This is a genomic window from Lentzea chajnantorensis, from assembly GCF_054300775.1.
Genome location: NZ_JBSDZT010000002.1, coordinates 2,278,967 through 2,295,944, shown reverse-complemented (window position 1 = coordinate 2,295,944; position 16,978 = coordinate 2,278,967). Strand labels below are relative to the sequence as shown.

Sequence of the window (16,978 nt, the reverse complement as noted above, 5' to 3'; positions counted from 1 at the left end):
CCACGGTCGGCCTCGCCGTGCTCGCTGCCGGTTGCACCGGCACTTCCGGCAACGCCAACCCGACGCCGACCAGCGGCAGTTCGACGCCGACGAGCGAGTCCGCCTCGGCATCGGGTCTGGAAGCGCTCAAGCCGTGCGACCTGCTCACCCAATCCGATGCCACGAGCCTGGGTCTGCCCTTCCCCGGCAAGGCCTCGCAGGTCGGCACCTCGGACGGGTGTGCCTGGAACGCCAGCGGCAACGGTGGCGTCCGAGCCGGCATCCGCACCGAGTCGGGCGTCAAGGAACTCAACCTCCAGGGGGACAAGGTCTCCCAGACCAAGGTGGGCAAGTACGACGCGACCAAGGTCGAAGCGCAGGACGGCGCGAAGAACGCCTGCACCATCGCGATCGCCGTCAGCGAGTCGTCGTCCGTCCTCGTGATCGGGACGTTGAGCCTCAGCTCGGAAGACACCGCAGCAGCTTGTGAACGGTCCTCCAAAGCCGCCGAGCTGATCGCACCGAAACTGCCCTGAAGACGCCCGAGGGGGATTCGAATGGCGCCCGTCACGCCCACGGTTCCACATCCGAACACCAACTACCCGGGCCAGCCGCACGAAGAGATGAAGAGGCTGGTCAACGACAAGTACCACCCGACAGCGGCGGACCAGGTGATCGACGCCTGGGCGAAGCTGGGCAGTCAGTTCAAGAACCTGGCGACCGACTTCAGCATTCTGGTCAACGGCTCGCAGGCGGGGTGGACCGGCCAGGCCGCGGATGCGGTCCGAGGTGCCCTCGGCAAGGTCGGGAAGTTCGCGGACACGACCGGAGCGGGCTTCACCCGCACCTCGGAAGCCATCGGACAGCAGCGCGAAGCCGCGGTCCAGGCGAACACGAACATGCCGGAGCCAGTTGAGTTCAACCCGTTGAAGATCGCGGGCGACTGGTTCACGAACAAGGGCGGCTTCATCAGCCCGATCATGATGGCGGGCGCGCCGATCGACATGATCATGACGCACAACAAACAGCAGGACGCCAAAGAAGAAGCTGTGCGCGTCATGCAGCAACGCGACAACACGATGATGGCTGCTGCCATGTCGATGCCCACAATGGAGTCGACCCCGGTCGTGACCCACGATCAGGGCATCACGCCACCGGGCACCAATAACAACAACCAGAACACTCTGGGCAACAACGTCTACCGCCCGCCCGCCACCACGGGCATGCCCGGCATGCCGTCGTCGTCCTCCTCCACGGGCAACGGCACGACCAACGCGTCGTGGGTGGCCCCGCAGGTCAACGACCCGAACCTGCCGAACAACAACAACAACAACAACAACCAGAACCAGAACGGCGGCAACAACCAGAACCGCCCGCCGATCGGCACCCCGCCCGGCATCCTCCCGCCCGGCATGCGGCCTCCCGGCGGCAACCAGACCGGCCGCCCGCCCCTGCGCGGCGGTCCCGGCATGCGCCCAGGCGGTCCCGGCGGCCTCGGTGGCCCCGGTGGCGGCGCCGGTGGTGGCCGCGGCACGGGTCCCGGCGGCATCGGTGGGCCCGGCAGCGGCGTGGGTGCCGGTGCGGGTCGCGGCATGGGCAGCTTCGGCCCGGCCAACCCCGGCGGTGGCGCAGGGGTCATGGGCGGCGGTGCGGGTACCGGTGCCGCGGGCGCGGGTGCCGCGGGACGTGGTGGCGCGGCCGGCGCTGCGGGCATGGGTGCCGGCGGTGGCGCAGGTGCCGGCGGTGGCCAGGGTGCGGAGGACAAGGAGCACAAGTCGAACTACCTCGTCCCGACCGACGAGTTCTTCGACGACGACCGCATGGTCGCGCCGCCGGTGATCGGCGGATGAGGCAGATCGCGCAGCTCTCCCTGCCCGCGTTCGAGGTCCTCTGGGAGGACCTGCGGGCGGGGAGCCTGCCCTACCCCTTCGACATCCCGTCGCACGGCGACACGCTCGACGAACGCGAGCGCATCAAGAAGGCCGTGCACCAGGACCTCGAACGCCGCGGCCTCGCCCGCCGCGGCCGCCCGGAGCCGGACCTCGACGACGCGCTGCGGCTGCTGGCGCGTCCCGAGCTCCGCGTCATCGCCCTGTGCATGCCGGACATGAGCCGGGAGAAGCTCGTGCGGGCGTGCGTGGTCGCGCGTGGCGGATATGCCGTGCTGGTGTCCCAAGAGGACACCACGATGACGCTGAACCAGGTGCAGCCCAACGAGATCGCGACGAGCCTCGCGGGCGTTGTGCCGCAGGGCCGCCCCGGCCAGGGCAAGCTGGTCACCGTCCCGGCACAGGCCTTCGAAAACCAGCCGCAGCAGCACCGGGAGGGCTTCCGCCAGGCCGTCCGCGCGACCGAGAACGAGGACGTCCGCCTCGCCAAGCAGATGCTGGCCGGTCCGGCACTCGGCAACGGCCACTTCCTCGTCCAGCTGGACCAGGGCCGCACCAAGCGCGACTTCCCGCCGGTCACCTGGATCGACACCCAGAACGGCCGCTACGCCAACGTGCAGCTGCGCACCGGGTGGTTCACGATCTCGCCCGCGGACAACATGGGCCTCGCCCGTCACCTGGGTCAGGTCCTGGCGATGACGAGCGACCGGTGAACCCCGAGCGGATGATCGCGGACCTGGAGTCCCGGGCCCAGCAGCTCCAGCACCGCTCCCAGCAGATGCAGGAGCAGATCCAGCAGGCCAGCAGCACGGTCACCTCCCCCAACGAGGCGGTGACCGTCCGCGTGGCGCCCAACGGCGCCCTGCAGCACATCGAGTTCTCGCCGGCGGCCACCCGGCTGACCCACGTCCAGCTGGGCCAGCTCGTCATGCAGACCGTGCAGAAGGCCCAGGTCCAGGCCGCCGAGCAGGTCGCGTCCATCGTGGAACCGGAGTTCGGCGGCACGGAGGCCATGGACTTCCTGCGCAGCTTCATCCCGCAGCAGGAGGACGAGGACCCGCCGCCGGCACAGGAGGAGGGTCAGGTCATGCGCGAGGTCTCCTGGAACGCCCCGGCCCAGAAACCCGCACCGCTGCAGCGACCTGTGGAGGACGACGAGGACGGCTTCGGAAGCGTGCTCCGATGACAGGTTTCGGCGTCGATCCCACGGAGCTGCACAAGTTCGCCAAGGGCCAACGCGAGCGCCAGGCCGCGCTGGACGCCGCCGCCACCAGGTCGGCGCAGGTCGACCTCGGCGGGGACACCTTCGGCCAGCTGCTCTCGTTCTTCGCCGCCGGCGCCCAGCAGTTCGCTCAGGACGCCACCGCCGCGATCCGCGAGCTCGCCACCGCTGTCGGCGACGCCTCCTCAGATACCACGGCCACCGCCCAGACCTACGAGTCGCACGAGGACGTCAACCGCGACCGGTTCGGAGGTCCACGATGACCTGGACCGGGTTGAAGGGTGGCGACGACTGGGCAACACCTGACAACTACGCAGGTGCGGGTCCGGTCGAGTCGCTGGCCCAGACGATCGACTCGGCGAAACGGCTCGGTGATGGCGATCTCGCCGAGTTCGGCATGAACGCGGGCGCTCTGGCACTCGACGCCCTCGGTGCGTACATGGACCCCGTGGGCGCCCTGGCCACCGCCGGCATCGGCTGGTTGATCGAGCACCTCAGCTTCCTCCGTGAGCCCTTGGACTGGCTGGCGGGCAACGGCGACAAGATCAAATCCGCCGTGACGACGTGGAACGAGGTCGCGACCGATCTCCACAACATCGGTGAGCAGCAGGGCACGGCGGTGAAGAGCGAGTTCCTCTGCTGGGAGCAGGGCACCGCCGCCGAGAAGTTCCGCCAGAGCCAGGGTGAACTGTCCGGTGAGATCGCAGCGGTCGCGAAGACGTGCACCTTCGTGGCATCCGAGATCGCCAAGGCCGGCACGCTCACCGCAGCGATCCGCGGCATGATCAGGGACCTCGTCGCCCTGTTCATCTGGGAGGTCATCCGCAACGCGGCCATCGCACTCGCGTCCTCGTTCGTGTCACTCGGCAGCTCCGTCGCGGCGTTCTCCGCGTGGGCCGTCGGACGAGGCGCGGTGGTCCTCGGCAAGATCACGCAGCAGCTCGCGAAGCTGGTCAAGCTCGTCACCCGCGTCCTGGGCCGCGTGAAGGGCCTGTTCGGCCAGCTCGGAGACGTCCTGAAGAGGCTTGGCCGGTTCGGCAGAGGTGGTGGCCCCAGGACTCCTGATGCGCCGAGAACCGGCCCAGGCAGGGGTGACGGACTCGCGGACTCCGGCAAGCGGTTGCAGGACTGGGGAAACAGCCGTCCCCCGCTCTCGGAGGCCGGGGACAAGCTCAACCAGGCTGGCCGGGAGTTCAGCGACGGGTACGCCAACGCGGGCAACACCTGGAAGACCAAGTACGAGGAACCGTACGCCGACAAGGTCAAACCGCTCCCGCAGCCGCTCCAGGACGCGGTCGGCGCGTACACGCCCTACAAGCCGCACACTCGCGCTGACGGAACCGTGACGCCCCACTCGGTGCCAAGTGTCACCGACGGAGGGTGGGTCACCAAGGCGACGGCGGACCACCTCCGGGAGTGGGCGAAGTACGACGAGCTGGAGAACGAGGGCAGGAAACCGTTCCCACGGCAGCACGGATCACTGAGCGAGTGACGACGGTGCGACCGCCGGCCCAGCCGAAGAAGGTCCTTCTCGCAGCACTCAGCATCACGGCGCTCATGGTTCTGAGCTTCACCGCCAACGCGGGCGGTCTCTGGGCGATCCCGCTGGTGGTCCTCGGCATCGCGGCCTTCTTCGGCTACGTCTGGTCCCTGGCGAGCTACCGGCCGAACGGCGGGCGGTGGGTGGTCGTCCCCGCGATGGCGCTCTTCTTCGCCAGCCTCGTACTCGGCAACATCGGCGGCCACTCGCTGTGGCTCAGCGCGTTCGGCGAAACGGTGCGGTGCAACGTCGTCGAGGTGCAGAGCCACAAGCACACCCGAAGCCCCACCACCTACAGCAACACGCTCGACTGCGGCGGCCGGCAGCTGTCCTACCGGCCCACCACGGGCCACGAGGTAGCGGACGTGGGCGCGCGGCTCAGCGTCGTGGTGGACAGGACCGGGTTCGTCAGCAACCTCGAAGCGGCCAAGGTGAACCTGGGCCACTCCCTGCTGTTCCCGCTGGGGCTGCTCGTCAACGCCGCGTTCATCGCCTTCGTGGCCCGGCGCCCCGTCCGCGAACCGTGAAACCCGTCGTCGCGTTGTGCGCCGTCCTGCTCGGCGTCGTCATCGCGGGTTTCGTGATCGCCCTCCCGGTCCCCGAAGCGCTGTTCGCGGTGCTCATCGTGGTCCTGAGCCTGCCGCTGTCCGGCTACCTGATGGCGAAGGTCAGGCCGGGCACCACGGCCGTGCTGGCGGCGCCGATCGCGGTTCTCGTCGTCGCCGCGCTCAGCGGCACCGGCGGGCATTCCCCGTGGCTCACGGTCTTCGGCGAGAAAGCGAGCTGTGCGGTCACCGCCGTCAACACGCACGTGGGGCGCCGCTCGCCGACCAGCTACAGCAACAGCCTCGCGTGCGGCGCTCACCGGGTCGAGGTGCACACACCGTCGAGCGGCAAGGTCAACCAGCCAGGTGTGCCGACCGCCGCAACGACCGCGGTCGCGTTCGTCCTGATGGTGCTGCGCTGGCCCCGAAGAGAACCGCGAGCACCCAACAAGCAAGAGATCCGCAACGACTTCCTGTAGCCAAGACACGGTCACGCGCGAGATCGCTCCAGCGCGTGACCGTGTGCCCTCCCCACGGGAAAACATACGACCGTTCAACCCCGGCAAGAGCGAACGGCTACTTATTGGCCAGCATTTGGCAACTCGGAGAAGACCCCGTGCCGGAAGCGGGCAGGCTCTAGGAAACCCTGCGAGCGGTCGCGAAGCGAGGCCGGCCCGCCAGGTCGGTGTGGTCGGCGACGTCGGTCAGCACCCGGCGTGCCGACAGCAGTGCCGGCACCGACTCGCCCTGCGTGTCGTCGTGCTCGATGCCGACGGAACCGCCGGGGCGCAGCCACCGCGCGGCCGCCGAGACGACGTGGCGGATCACGTCCAGGCCGTCCGCGCCGGAGAACACCGCGTGGTGCGGGTCGTGCACGCCCACCTCGGGCTGCACCGGCGTTCCCTCGGGGACGTAGGGCGGGTTGCACACCACCAGGTCGACCGTGCCGTCCAGGTCGGGCAGCAGCGACGGGTCGGTCGCGTCGCCGTGGTGCAGCCGGATCGGGGTGTCGCCTGCTGCCGTTCGCGCGTCGGCGTTGCGGCGGGTCCACGCAAGCGCTTGCGGGTCCAGTTCCACCGCGTGCACCACGGCGTCCGGGCGGGCTGCGGCGATCGACAGCGCCAGGGCGCCCGTGCCCGTGCAGAGGTCCATGACCACCGGGGTGGGCACTCCCGCCACGGTCTTCAGGGCCCACTCCATCAGCAGCTCGGTCTCCGGCCGCGGCACGAACACCCCGGGCCCGACCTCGACGGAGATGGCGCCCATCGGCGCCCAGCCGAGGATGTGCTGCAACGGGATGCGCTCGGCGCGGGTCAGGACGAGCTTGTGCAGCTGGTCGACCACCGACGGGTCGACCAGCGGGATGAGCGGCAGCCGCCCGCGCTCCACCCCGAGCACGTGCGCGGCCAGGTGCTCCGCGTCGACGCGGGGGCTGTCCACCCCCGCCTCGGCCAGGACCTCGGCCGCCTCGGAGATCGCGAGGCGGAGCGGCTGCCGGTTCATCGTCGAGGACATCGAGGAGAAGCTACCTCAGAAGTTGATCATGTGCCCGGCCAGGCCGTGCACCGCTTCCTTGACGGCTTCCGAGAGGGTCGGGTGCGCGTGGACGTTGCGCGCGACCTCGTGGACGGTGAGGTCCCACTGCTGGGCCAGCGTGAGCTCGGGCAGCAGCTCGGTGGCCTCGGGGCCGATGATGTGGCCGCCGAGCAGCTCGCCGTGCTTGCCGTCGCTGATCAGCTTCACGAAGCCACCGGGCTCGGCGAGGCCGTGCGCCTTGCCGTTCGCGGTGAACGGGAACTTCGCGACCTGGACGTCGAAGCCCTTCTCGCGGGCCTGCTTCTCGGTGTAGCCGAAGGAGGCGATCTGCGGCTGGCAGAACGTCGCCCGCGGGATCATCACGTAGTCGAGCTCCATCGTCTCGGCACCCGCGATGGTCTCGGCGGCGATGATGCCCATCGACTCGGCGGTGTGCGCGAGCATCAGCTTCGCGGTCACGTCGCCGATGGCGAAGATGTGCGGCACGTTGGTGCGGCCGCGGCCGTCGATGTCGATCGCGCCGCGCTCGGTCAGCTTCACACCGGTCTTCTCGAGGCCGTAGCCCTCGACACGCGGCACGAACCCGATGGCCTGCATGACCTTGTCGGCTTCCAGGACCTCCTCGGCACCGTTCTTCGACACGGTGACGCGGACCTTCTCGCCCGACTCGTCGATCGACTCGACCCGCGTGCCGACGCGCACGTCGACGCCCAGCTTCTTGTAGCGCTTGAGCAGCTCGGCGGACACCTCTTCGTCCTCGAGCGGCACCATCCGGTCGAGGAACTCGACGATGGTGACCTTCACGCCGTAGTTGTGCATGACGTACGCGAACTCGACGCCGATGGCGCCCGCGCCGGCGATGATGATCGACTCGGGCAGGTCCTCGGTCATGATCTGCTCTTCGTAGGTCACGACGCGGTCGGACTTCTGCGTGTTCGGCAGCATCCGGGTCGTGGCGCCCACGGCGATGATCGCGTGGCCGAAGGTGATCGTCTCGTCCCCGACGGTCAGGGTGTGGTCGTCGGTGAAGTCGGCCCACCCGTTGTACTCGGTGATGCCGTTCTTCTTCATGAGGAAGTGCACGCCCTTGACGCGCCCGTCCGCGACCTTGCGGCTGCGCTGCCACGCCGCGCTGTAGTCGAAGCTGACGGTGCCGTCGACCTTGATGCCGAACGTCTTCTGCTCGTGCGTGAAGAGGTGCGCCAGCTCGGCGTTGCGCAGCAGCGCCTTCGACGGGATGCAGCCGACGTTCAGGCAGACGCCGCCCCAGTACTTCTCCTCGACGATGGCGGTCTTCAGCCCGAGCTGAGCCGCACGGATCGCGGCGACGTACCCGCCGGGACCCGCACCCACGACGACGACATCAAAGTGTGCGCTCATGAGCACACCCTAGGTCCCGAGCTGCTCCTGCAAGAACTCGACGGTCCGTTTCCACGCGTCCCGCCGCGCGTGCGCGGTGGCCTGCGGAACACCACCACCCGAGAAGGTGACGCCGGGTCCCGGATAGGTCACGTCGGTGGCGGGACGGTGCGGCGGGCCCGCGATCAGGTGTCCTGCCTCGGGATACACGACGTGCTCGTACGGGAACGGGTGGTCGTGGTCCTTCAGCCGCCGCAGCGCGACCTCGCTCAGCTCGGCCGACGGCCACGAGTCGTCGTGGCCGGACGAGATGAGCAACACACCCCCGGCGATGTCCTCGACGCGGATCTCCGCGTCCTCCGGCACGCCGTCGGTGGTGTCGAAGGCGAGCCTGAGCGGCACCGGTTCGTCGTTGACGATCCTGGCGCGCAGCTCCTCGCCGATGTCGTAGGGCAGGTACGGCAGCGGCTCACCCCTGTGCGTCCACGACGCCGCCTCGTGCGACAGCTTCTGCAGCAGGTTCGCGCCCGGACCGATGCCCTGGGTCACCACACCGCTGCCCACCACGCTCACGACCGCCTTGACCTGCGGGAACGTCGCGCCGAGCAGCAACGCGAGCTCGCCGCCGCGGGAACCGCCGACGACGCCGACCGCACCGGCGCGCTCGCCCAAGTGCTCGATCGCCTTGCCGAAGTACTCCAGCGGGATGTCGACGAGGTGGTCCGGCAGGCCCTTCACGCCGAAGTAGCCGAGGGCGAACGTCACGAACCCGTGTGCGGCCAGGAGAGCCGCGTCGGTCTCGTGCAGGCCGCCCTCGGAGCCGCCCAGCACGAGCACGCCGGGGAACTCGCCACCGTCGGCCTCAGGGGCGAACAGCGTGCCCACGAGACCGTTCTCGCGGACCTCGACGCGTTCGACGCCCTCGGGCACCTCCAGCCGCCGCAGCTCGACCTCGCCGGCGCCGTCCACGGACAGGCACGTGGGACCGGGCTTGCCGCCGGTGCGTTCGAGGGACCAGAACAGGCCCATCGCGTCGACACCGGTGTAGGTGCCCTCGACCGGGGCGTGCCGGGCCAGGTCCACGACACCGCGTTCGTCGGCGCGGAAGACGCCGTGGGACGCGCGGTCACCCGTGGACAGCTGCACGGTGACCTCGGCGTCGGGCGGCAGTCCCGTGACGACGATGCCGACCGGCTGGTCGAGGGGCGCCGCCTCGGGGTCCACCAGGATCTCGGCCACACCGCGCCCCTCTCACGTCGGATTACCCGCCTGCGAGCCGTTCTGCCCGGTCAGCGGCGGCGAGTGCGTCCACCACCGCGTCCAGGTCTCCGTCGAGCACCTGGTCCAGGTTATGCGCTTTGTACCCAACCCGGTGATCGGAGATGCGCGATTCGGGGAAGTTGTAGGTCCGGACCCGCTCGCTGCGGTCGACGGTCCTGATCTGGGTGCGGCGGGCGTCGCTCTGCTCCTGCGCCTTCTGCTCCTCGGCGAGCGCGGCGAGGCGCGACTGCAGGACCTGCATGGCGCGCGCCTTGTTCTGCAGCTGGCTGCGCTCGTTCTGGCAGGAGACGACGATGCCGCTCGGCAGGTGCGTGATGCGCACCGCGGAGTCGGTGGTGTTGACCGACTGGCCGCCCTTGCCGCTCGACCGGTAGACGTCGATGCGCAGGTCCTTCTCGTCGATCTCGACCTCGGCGGTCTCCTCGGTCTCCGGGAAGACCAGGACGCCGGCCGCAGAGGTGTGGATGCGGCCCTGCGACTCGGTGACGGGCACGCGCTGCACCCGGTGCACGCCGCCCTCCCACTTGAGCCGGCTCCAGACGCCGTCGGGGGTCGTGGCCTTCGCCTTGATGGCCACCGTGACGTCCTTGAACCCGCCCAGGTCGGAGTCGGTGCCGTCGAGCATCTCGACCTTCCAGCCCTGGCGCTCGGCGTACCGCGTGTACATGCGCAGCAGGTCGCCCGCGAACAGCGCGCTCTCCTCGCCGCCCTCACCGGACTTGATCTCCAGCAGCACGTCGTCGGCGTCGTGCGGGTCGCGCGGCAGCAGCAGCTCGGTGAGCTTCTCCTCCATCTTGGGGAGCTGCTCCTCGATCTGCTTGGCCTCGTCGGCGAACGCCTGGTCCTCGCTCGCGAGCTCCTTGGCCGCCTCCAGGTCGCTCTTCGCCTGGTCGATCTCCCTGGCCGCCTTCACGATCGGCCCGAGCGCGGCGTAGCGCTTGCCGAGCTTGCGCGCCCCCGCCTGGTCAGCGTGCACGGAGGGATCGGCGAGCTTCTTCTCCAGCTCGTCGTACTCGGCGAGCAAGCTGTCCAGCGACTGCGACACGTCTCCTGCTTTCGGTTCAGGGTGGCCTGGAAACGGCGACGGCGCCCGCCCCGGCCGGGTGGCCGAGGTCAGGCGCCGTGAAAGCAGCTACTTGTTGCGCTTGCCGTAACGCGCCTCGAAGCGCGCGACGCGACCGCCGGTGTCCAGGATGCGCTGCTTGCCCGTGTAGAACGGGTGGCAGTTCGAGCACATCTCGACGCGAACCTCGGACGCCGCGGTGGTGCTGCGCGTGGTGAAGCTGTTACCGCAGCTGCAGGTCACCTCGGTGACCGTGTACTCGGGGTGGATGCCAGTCTTCAAGATCTTGTCCCTTTCAAGGATGGCCGCCGGGTCCCAGTTTGTGAACGGGTGAACCGGAGCCGGACTCGACCGTTTAGTTTGCCAGACCGTTCAACACGTGCAAAAACGCGGTTGTTCCCGCGACGGCCACGACAGGCCCGGGGTGCCTGAGGTCACAACCGCTCAACCTCACTGGTACGCCGTTCGGCGCAAGGTGTGGCCGTTGGGCTGGATACGGCTCCACGTTGTTGGACGTATTCCATCAGACTGTGTGCCGTGTTCTGCACCGTCGATCGGCAGCTGAGCTGGCGCCTGTGGCTGGCCGTGCCGTTCCTGTTCGCCGCAGCCGTGTTCGGCCTGATGGGGTCGGCAGGGCTGGTCACCGCGTCCTTCGGGACCGTGCCGCTGTCCTCCGTGGTGTGGGGTGCCGGCGTGGCGGTCGCGGCTGCCGTGTCCCGCGGGGTGCGTTGGGCGTCCCGGTGGCAGCGGACCTGGGTGCGGTGGCCCTGGCTCGCCGCGGTGCTCGCCGGTGGTGTGGGCGTGGGCGGCGTCGAGGTCTCGGCCCTGGGTGCCGCGGTCGTCGGCGTGCCGGTGCTGCTGGGGCTGGTCGTGCAGTGCCTGCTGCGGCAGGACGAGGGAACGGCCGCGTCCAACTGCCGTTGAGCACGGACGGGCACGTGGTTCGGCATTCGAGTGAACAGACGCGGAAAGGCCCCCGGTGACCAGCGCCGGGGGCCTTTTCACGTGAAACTCGCGCGGGATCAGTCCTGCTCGGCGCCCGGCGTCGTCTTCGCCACCTGCATCAGGAACTCGATGTTGGTGCGGGACTTGCGGAGCCGGTCGAGCAGCAGGTCGATGGCCTGCTGGCCGTCCAGGGCGTGCAGCACGCGGCGGAGCTTGTGCGTGACCGCCATCTCGTCCGGGGAGAGCAGCAGCTCTTCCTTGCGCGTGCCCGAGCTGTCGACGTCGACGGCCGGGAAGGTGCGCTTGTCGGCGATCTTGCGGTCGAGCTTGAGCTCGGCGTTGCCGGTGCCCTTGAACTCCTCGAAGATGACCGAGTCACCGGCGGAGCCGGTCTCGACCAGCGCCGTCGCGATGACGGTCAGCGAGCCGCCGCCCTCGATGTTGCGGGCAGCGCCGAGGAACCGCTTCGGCGGGTACAGCGCCGTCGAGTCGACACCACCGGACAGGATGCGGCCGGAGGCCGGGGCAGCCAGGTTGTAGGCGCGGCCCAGGCGGGTGATCGAGTCGAGCAGCACGACCACGTCGTGGCCCATCTCCACCAGTCGCTTCGCACGCTCGATGGCGAGCTCGGAGATGGTGGTGTGGTCCGACGGCGGGCGGTCGAAGGTCGAGGCGATGACCTCGCCCTTCACCGAGCGCTGCATGTCGGTGACCTCTTCCGGACGCTCGTCGACGAGGACGACCATCAGGTGGCACTCGGGGTTGTTCTTCGTGATCGCGTTCGCGATCGACTGGAGCACCGAGGTCTTGCCCGCCTTCGGCGGCGACACGATCAGGGCGCGCTGGCCCTTGCCGATCGGCATCACCAGGTCGATGACGCGGGTGGTGAGGATGTGCGGCTCGGTCTCCAGGCGCAGGCGCTCGTTCGGGTAGAGCGGCGTCAGCTTGGTGAAGTCCGGGCGGTTGCGCGCCTCGTCCGGGTCCAGGCCGTTGATCTTGTCGACGCGGACCAGCGGGTTGAACTTCTGGCGCTGCTGCTCGCCGTCGCGCGGCTGGCGGACGGCGCCGGTGATGGCGTCACCGCGGCGCAGGCCGTACTTGCGGACCAGCGACAGCGAGACGTAGACGTCGTTCGAGCCGGCCAGGTAGCCCGACGTGCGGACGAACGCGTAGTTCTCCAGCACGTCCAGGATGCCCGCGACCGGCAGCAGGACGTCGTCGTCGCGCACCTCGGTCTCGCGGTCAGGACGCTCGACGCCCTCGCCACGGCCACCGCGGCGGCGGCGGTCGCGGAAGCGGCCACGACGGCCGTCGCCGTCGTCGTCCTGCTGGCCACCGCCCTGGCGGTCGTTGCGGTCGCCCCGGTCACCGCGGTCGCCGCGCTCACCGCGGTCGCGGTTGCGGTCACGGCCGCCCCGCTCGCCCCGGTCGCCGCGCTCACCGCGGTCGCCACGGTCCTGGCGCTCGGAACGCTCACCGCGGTCGGAACGCTCAGAACGCTCGCCGCGGTCAGAACGCTCGGAACGCTCAGCGCGGTCGGAACGCTCGGCGCGTTCGCCCCGGTCAGGGCGCTCAGCGCGCTCCTGGCGCTGCTCCTGCGGCTGCTGCTGGCCCTCGGCCACCTCGCCGCCCCCACCGCGGCCGGAACGGCGGCGGCGGTTGCCACGGCGACCGCCCTCCTCGGAGGAACGACCCCCGTCCTCGGCTCCGGCGTCGACGGCAGCGGCGGCAGGCTTCTCCGCGGCTACCTCGAGCTGCTGCTGAACAGGCTTTTCGGCAGGCTTCTCGGCCACCGGCTGCTCCGCGACGGGAGCCGGCTTCTCAGCGGCCTGCTTGGGGGCCCGCGCCGGCTTCTCGGCTTTCGCGGCCGGGGCACCGGAGCCCTGCTTCTCCTTGATGGCCGCGATCAGGTCGCCCTTGCGCAGACCAGCGGTTCCGGTGATGCCCAGCTGGCCGGCGAGCTCACGCAGCTCGGCGAGCACCATGCCGGACAGACCCGCGCGGCGGCGCGGCGTCGTGCCGTTCGAAGGGGTGGACAGAGCGGTCTCCTCGGCTCCAGAACCAGAAGCAGCTGCGACATCGCTGCTCAGCAAATCGGTGTTGCTCACACATGTCCTTCCTGACCAGGCCCCGCCTCCTACGCGGCCCAGCGGACCCGCCCTCCCGCTTCAACTGGGGAACGGCGGTCAGTCCGATGCAGACGGAAGCACACACCGCTTCCGGCAAGCACGGGACTTTTGTCAGGTCACACGGCGATCGGGTGCCTCTTTTGCGTCCGCCCCGCCCGCACGGCACAGAGCCAGAACACAAAAGGATTGCGACCCGGAACGAGTGTCCGGGCGCGACACCGGCGCCCGTGCGCGCGGTGACTGATCGCCCCCGAGGGTAGACGCCGGTCCTCCGCTGTGCAACAACCGGGGTCGGGCGTGTCAGTCCAATGGACGAACGCGCACGCCAGAGGCGTCGACGTCGAGTCTGCGCACGTCGAAGCCGTGCACGTCGACCTCGTCCGGAACGTCCCCGAACGCGATCACGGTGGGTCCCGCACCGGACACGCAGGCGGGAACCCCGAGCTTGCGGAGATCGTTGATCACTCGAACGGTGTCGGGCCACGCGGGCTCGCGGTAGTTCTGGTGGAGGCGATCCTCAGTAGCGGCAAGGAGAACCGAGGGGTCCGAGGTCAGCGCGTGCACCGCCAGGGCGGCCCGCCCCGCTGCGTGCGCGGCGTCAGCGTGCGGCACCTCGGCCGGAAGCAGGCCGCGGGTGGTCTTGGTGGACGACTCCTGCGACGGGACCAGCACGACCGGCCGCACCCGTGCGTCGGCGTCCGCCCGGACCGCACGGTAGCGCTCGCCCTCCGACCACGCGATGACGACTCCGCCGTAGAGCGAGGCGGCGACGTTGTCCGCGTGGCCCTCGAACTCGGCGGCGATCTGCAACGCGTCCGCGTCCAGCTCGCGACCCGTCAGGGTGAAGCCGGCTGCGACACCCGCCACGATCGCGGCAGCCGAAGAGCCCAGCCCGCGTGCGTGCGGAATCACGTTGTGGCACTTCAGGGCAAGGCCACCGGAGTAGCCGGCGGCGCGGACGGCCCGCACGACGAGGTGCGACTCGTCGAGCGGGACGTCACCCGATCCAGCGCCCTCCACGACCACCGAGAGGCCCTCGGCGACCGTGACCTCGACCTCGTCGTACAGGCCGAGGGCCATGCCCAGCGCGTCGAACCCCGAACCGAGGTTCGCGGTCGACGCGGGGACGGTGACGACGAACCTCACGCCAGCTCCAACGCGTGCGCCACGGCACCGGGGTCGACCGGGACCGGCTCGACCTCGGTGGTGCCGAGCAACGCGGTGTCGGGGTCCTTCAGGCCGTGTCCCGTGACGGTGCACACAACCGTCGAGCCCTTCGGCAGCCGGCCGTCCTCGGCGGTCTTCAGCAGACCGGCGATGGACGCCGCCGACGCGGGCTCCACGAAGATGCCCTCGGACGAGGCCAGCAGCCGGTAGGCGGAGAGGATCTGCTCGTCGGTGACCGCGTCGATGAGGCCGCCCGACTCGTCACGGGCGTTGACCGCACCGGTCCACGACGCCGGCGACCCGATCCGGATGGCGGTCGCGATGGTCTCCGGGTTCGGCACCGGCGCACCGCTCACGAGCGGTGCGGCACCGGCGGCCTGGAAGCCGAACATCTTCGGCAGGCCCCGGTCGTAGGACGTGTAGCCCTTCCAGTACGCAGTGATGTTGCCCGCGTTGCCGACCGGCAGGCAGTGCACGTCCGGGGCCTGGCCGAGCACGTCGCAGACCTCCCACGCGGCGGTCTGCTGCCCGACGAGGCGCACCGGGTTGACCGAGTTCACCAGCGTGACCGGGTACTCGGCCGCGGTCTTGGAGGCGAGCTCCAGGCAGTCGTCGAAGTTGCCGTCGATCTGCAGGATCCGCGCGCCGTGCATCACGGCTTGGGCGAGCTTGCCCATCGCGATCTTGCCGCTGGGCACCAGCACGGCCGCCGTCAGGCCAGCCTTGGCCGCGTAGGCCGCGGCGGACGCCGAGGTGTTGCCGGTGGAGGCGCAGATCACGGCCTTCAGGCCGGACGCCAGCGCGTACGTCATGGCCACGGTCATGCCGCGGTCCTTGAACGAGCCGGTCGGGTTCGCGCCCTCGACCTTCACCCACACGTCGCAGCCCGTGGCCGCGGACAGCCGCTGCGCGTGCACCAGCGGCGTGCCGCCCTCGTGCAGCGTGACGACCTCCGCGCCCTCCGGGATCTCGATGCGGTCCCGGTAGGCGTTGATGAGACCGGGCCAGCCAGCTCTAGCGCTCACTCTTCGCCCTCCACCCTCATGACGCTGACGACGTCCCGCACCACGGGGAGGCCACCGACTTTGTCCACAGTGGACCGCAGCGCGGCGTCGGTCGCCGCGTGCGTGACGATCACCAGGCTGGCGTCCTCTGTCCGGCCCTCCTGGCGCACCGCGGCGATGCTCACGTCGTGCTCGGCGAACACGGCGGCGACCTGCGAGAGGACACCCGCCTTGTCCGCCACGTCGAGGCTGATGTGGTAGCGGGTGGGCGTGTTGCCCATGGGCTGCGCCGGCAGCGCCGCGTAGGCCGACTCGCGCGGACCGCGTCCGCTCGCGACCTTGTTGCGCGCCACGGCGACCAGGTCGCCGAGCACCGCGCTCGCCGTCGGGGCGCCACCGGCGCCCTGCCCGTAGAACATCATCTCCCCCGCCGCGTCGGCCTCGACGAACACCGCGTTGAACGCGCCGTTGACCGAGGCCAGCGGGTGCGTCCTGGGGATCATGGCCGGGTGCACTCGAACCGCGACTGACTCCTGACCGGACGGCGAGACGACGCGCTCGCAGATCGCGAGCAGCTTCACCGTGCGGCCCAGGCCCTTGGCCGCCGCGATGTCGGCGGCGCTGACCTGGCGGATGCCCTCCCGGTACACGTCCGCGGCCGTCACGCGCGTGTGGAACGCCAGCGACGCGAGGATCGCGGCCTTGGACGCGGCGTCGAACCCGTCGACGTCGGCGGTCGGGTCGGCCTCGGCGTAGCCCAGCCGCGAGGCCTCCTCGAGCGTCTCGGCGTAGCCGGCGCCCGTGGCGTCCATCGCGGACAGGATGAAGTTCGTCGTGCCGTTGACGATGCCCATCACGCGCGTGATCCGGTCACCCGCCAGGGACTCCCGCAACGGGCGCAGCAACGGGATCGCGCCCGCGACGGCCGCCTCGAAGTACAGGTCGGCGCCCGAGCCGTCGGCGGCCTCGAACAGGTCGGAGCCGTGCTCGGCCAGCAGCGCCTTGTTCGCCGTCACGACGGACTTGCCGTTGTGCAGCGCCTCCAGCAGCAGCCCGCGGGTGGGGTCGATGCCGCCGATGACCTCGACGACCACGTCCACGTCGTCCGACTTCACCAGCGCGGACGCGTCCGTCGTGAGCAGGTGCTCCGGCACCTCGCGGTGCTTGTTCGGCCTGCGCACCGCGATCCCGGCGAGCTCGATCGGCGCGCCGATGCGGGCGGCGAGGTCGCCGGCCTGGTCCGTCAGCAGCCGGACCACCTCCGTGCCCACCGTGCCACATCCCAGCAAGGCGACCCGGATGGGTTTCGCTTCCGGCAC

18 protein-coding genes are annotated in these 16,978 nt (G+C 70.1%); 9 read left to right on the top strand and 9 right to left on the bottom strand.

The window, feature by feature from the left end; all coding sequences use genetic code 11:
• The first annotated feature begins 17 nt into the window (after positions 1 to 17).
• From ACVDFE_RS12105 to ACVDFE_RS12070, 8 genes are all read left to right on the top strand, one after another.
• On the top strand, positions 18 to 515 hold the full coding sequence (locus tag ACVDFE_RS12105; RefSeq protein ID WP_458430486.1) for a DUF3558 domain-containing protein: 498 nt from the start codon (positions 18 to 20) through the stop codon (positions 513 to 515).
• An 87-nt stretch (positions 516 to 602) separates the two neighbouring features.
• The gene (locus ACVDFE_RS12100; RefSeq protein WP_458430485.1) at positions 603 to 1,829 is read left to right on the top strand and encodes a hypothetical protein; all 1,227 of its coding nucleotides are present in this window, start codon (positions 603 to 605) and stop codon (positions 1,827 to 1,829) included.
• Entirely contained in the window at positions 1,826 to 2,581 is a 756-nt protein-coding gene (locus ACVDFE_RS12095; protein WP_458430484.1) for an ESX secretion-associated protein EspG, read from the top strand. Before ACVDFE_RS12100 ends, ACVDFE_RS12095 begins: the two co-directional genes overlap by 4 nt.
• Entirely contained in the window at positions 2,578 to 3,054 is a 477-nt protein-coding gene (locus ACVDFE_RS12090) for a YbaB/EbfC family nucleoid-associated protein (protein ID WP_458430483.1), read from the top strand. The genes ACVDFE_RS12095 and ACVDFE_RS12090 overlap by 4 nt, the downstream gene beginning before the upstream one ends.
• Positions 3,051 to 3,353 (top strand): type VII secretion target, encoded by a 303-nt coding sequence (locus ACVDFE_RS12085; RefSeq protein ID WP_458430482.1) that lies wholly within the window; start codon positions 3,051 to 3,053, stop codon positions 3,351 to 3,353. Before ACVDFE_RS12090 ends, ACVDFE_RS12085 begins: the two co-directional genes overlap by 4 nt.
• Positions 3,350 to 4,582, top strand: a complete 1,233-nt coding sequence (locus tag ACVDFE_RS12080; protein WP_458430481.1) for a hypothetical protein — start codon at positions 3,350 to 3,352, stop codon at positions 4,580 to 4,582. Before ACVDFE_RS12085 ends, ACVDFE_RS12080 begins: the two co-directional genes overlap by 4 nt.
• A 65-nt stretch (positions 4,583 to 4,647) precedes the next feature.
• Positions 4,648 to 5,157 (top strand): hypothetical protein, encoded by a 510-nt coding sequence (locus tag ACVDFE_RS12075; RefSeq protein ID WP_360395514.1) that lies wholly within the window; start codon positions 4,648 to 4,650, stop codon positions 5,155 to 5,157.
• Entirely contained in the window at positions 5,154 to 5,654 is a 501-nt protein-coding gene (locus ACVDFE_RS12070) for a hypothetical protein (RefSeq protein ID WP_458430480.1), read from the top strand. Before ACVDFE_RS12075 ends, ACVDFE_RS12070 begins: the two co-directional genes overlap by 4 nt.
• Positions 5,655 to 5,811: 157 nt before the next feature.
• On the opposite strand, the gene prmC is transcribed toward ACVDFE_RS12070, so the two are convergent.
• From prmC to rpmE, 5 genes are all read right to left on the bottom strand, one after another.
• A complete protein-coding gene (gene prmC / locus ACVDFE_RS12065; RefSeq protein WP_458434319.1) occupies positions 5,812 to 6,678 on the bottom strand; it encodes a peptide chain release factor N(5)-glutamine methyltransferase in 867 nt (288 codons plus the stop codon).
• Positions 6,679 to 6,705: 27 nt separating this feature from the next.
• On the bottom strand, positions 6,706 to 8,091 hold the full coding sequence (gene lpdA / locus ACVDFE_RS12060) for a dihydrolipoyl dehydrogenase (protein ID WP_236216559.1): 1,386 nt from the start codon (positions 8,089 to 8,091) through the stop codon (positions 6,706 to 6,708).
• A gap of 9 nt (positions 8,092 to 8,100) precedes the next feature.
• Positions 8,101 to 9,309: an acyl-CoA thioesterase/bile acid-CoA:amino acid N-acyltransferase family protein gene (locus ACVDFE_RS12055; RefSeq protein ID WP_458430479.1), complete on the bottom strand. Its 1,209-nt coding sequence runs from the start codon at positions 9,307 to 9,309 to the stop codon at positions 8,101 to 8,103.
• Between the two features lie 22 nt (positions 9,310 to 9,331).
• Positions 9,332 to 10,396 (bottom strand): peptide chain release factor 1, encoded by a 1,065-nt coding sequence (prfA, locus tag ACVDFE_RS12050; RefSeq protein WP_360395506.1) that lies wholly within the window; start codon positions 10,394 to 10,396, stop codon positions 9,332 to 9,334.
• Positions 10,397 to 10,483: 87 nt separating this feature from the next.
• On the bottom strand, positions 10,484 to 10,696 hold the full coding sequence (gene rpmE / locus ACVDFE_RS12045) for a 50S ribosomal protein L31 (RefSeq protein ID WP_065916458.1): 213 nt from the start codon (positions 10,694 to 10,696) through the stop codon (positions 10,484 to 10,486).
• A gap of 255 nt (positions 10,697 to 10,951) precedes the next feature.
• Here rpmE and ACVDFE_RS12040 point away from each other — a divergent pair, with 255 nt between their 5' ends.
• The gene (locus tag ACVDFE_RS12040) at positions 10,952 to 11,338 is read left to right on the top strand and encodes a hypothetical protein (protein ID WP_458430478.1); all 387 of its coding nucleotides are present in this window, start codon (positions 10,952 to 10,954) and stop codon (positions 11,336 to 11,338) included.
• A 98-nt stretch (positions 11,339 to 11,436) separates the two neighbouring features.
• Here ACVDFE_RS12040 and rho read toward each other — a convergent pair whose 3' ends face one another.
• The 4 genes from rho to ACVDFE_RS12020 all read right to left on the bottom strand — a co-directional run bounded on the left by rho (position 11,437) and on the right by ACVDFE_RS12020 (position 16,978).
• Positions 11,437 to 13,467, bottom strand: a complete 2,031-nt coding sequence (rho, locus tag ACVDFE_RS12035) for a transcription termination factor Rho (RefSeq protein WP_458430477.1) — start codon at positions 13,465 to 13,467, stop codon at positions 11,437 to 11,439.
• 321 nt (positions 13,468 to 13,788) lie between these two features.
• Positions 13,789 to 14,634 (bottom strand): homoserine kinase, encoded by an 846-nt coding sequence (gene thrB / locus ACVDFE_RS12030; protein ID WP_360395502.1) that lies wholly within the window; start codon positions 14,632 to 14,634, stop codon positions 13,789 to 13,791.
• Positions 14,631 to 15,680, bottom strand: a complete 1,050-nt coding sequence (thrC, locus tag ACVDFE_RS12025) for a threonine synthase (protein ID WP_360395500.1) — start codon at positions 15,678 to 15,680, stop codon at positions 14,631 to 14,633. Before thrC ends, thrB begins: the two co-directional genes overlap by 4 nt.
• Positions 15,677 to 16,978, bottom strand: coding sequence for a homoserine dehydrogenase (locus ACVDFE_RS12020; protein WP_360395498.1), 1,302 nt, complete (start codon positions 16,976 to 16,978; stop codon positions 15,677 to 15,679). The genes thrC and ACVDFE_RS12020 overlap by 4 nt, the downstream gene beginning before the upstream one ends.

Excerpts from the sequence above, each read along its gene's own strand:
- ACVDFE_RS12100 (WP_458430485.1), top strand. The coding sequence starts at position 603 with ATGAAGAGGCTGGTCAACGACAAGTACCACCCGACAGCGGCGGACCAG.
- ACVDFE_RS12095 (WP_458430484.1), top strand. The coding sequence starts at position 1,826 with ATGAGGCAGATCGCGCAGCTCTCCCTGCCCGCGTTCGAGGTCCTCTGG.
- ACVDFE_RS12085 (WP_458430482.1), top strand. The coding sequence starts at position 3,051 with ATGACAGGTTTCGGCGTCGATCCCACGGAGCTGCACAAGTTCGCCAAG.
- ACVDFE_RS12080 (WP_458430481.1), top strand. The coding sequence starts at position 3,350 with ATGACCTGGACCGGGTTGAAGGGTGGCGACGACTGGGCAACACCTGAC.
- ACVDFE_RS12075 (WP_360395514.1), top strand. The coding sequence starts at position 4,648 with ATGGTTCTGAGCTTCACCGCCAACGCGGGCGGTCTCTGGGCGATCCCG.
- prmC (WP_458434319.1), bottom strand. The coding sequence starts at position 6,678 with ATGAACCGGCAGCCGCTCCGCCTCGCGATCTCCGAGGCGGCCGAGGTC.
- lpdA (WP_236216559.1), bottom strand. The coding sequence starts at position 8,091 with ATGAGCGCACACTTTGATGTCGTCGTCGTGGGTGCGGGTCCCGGCGGG.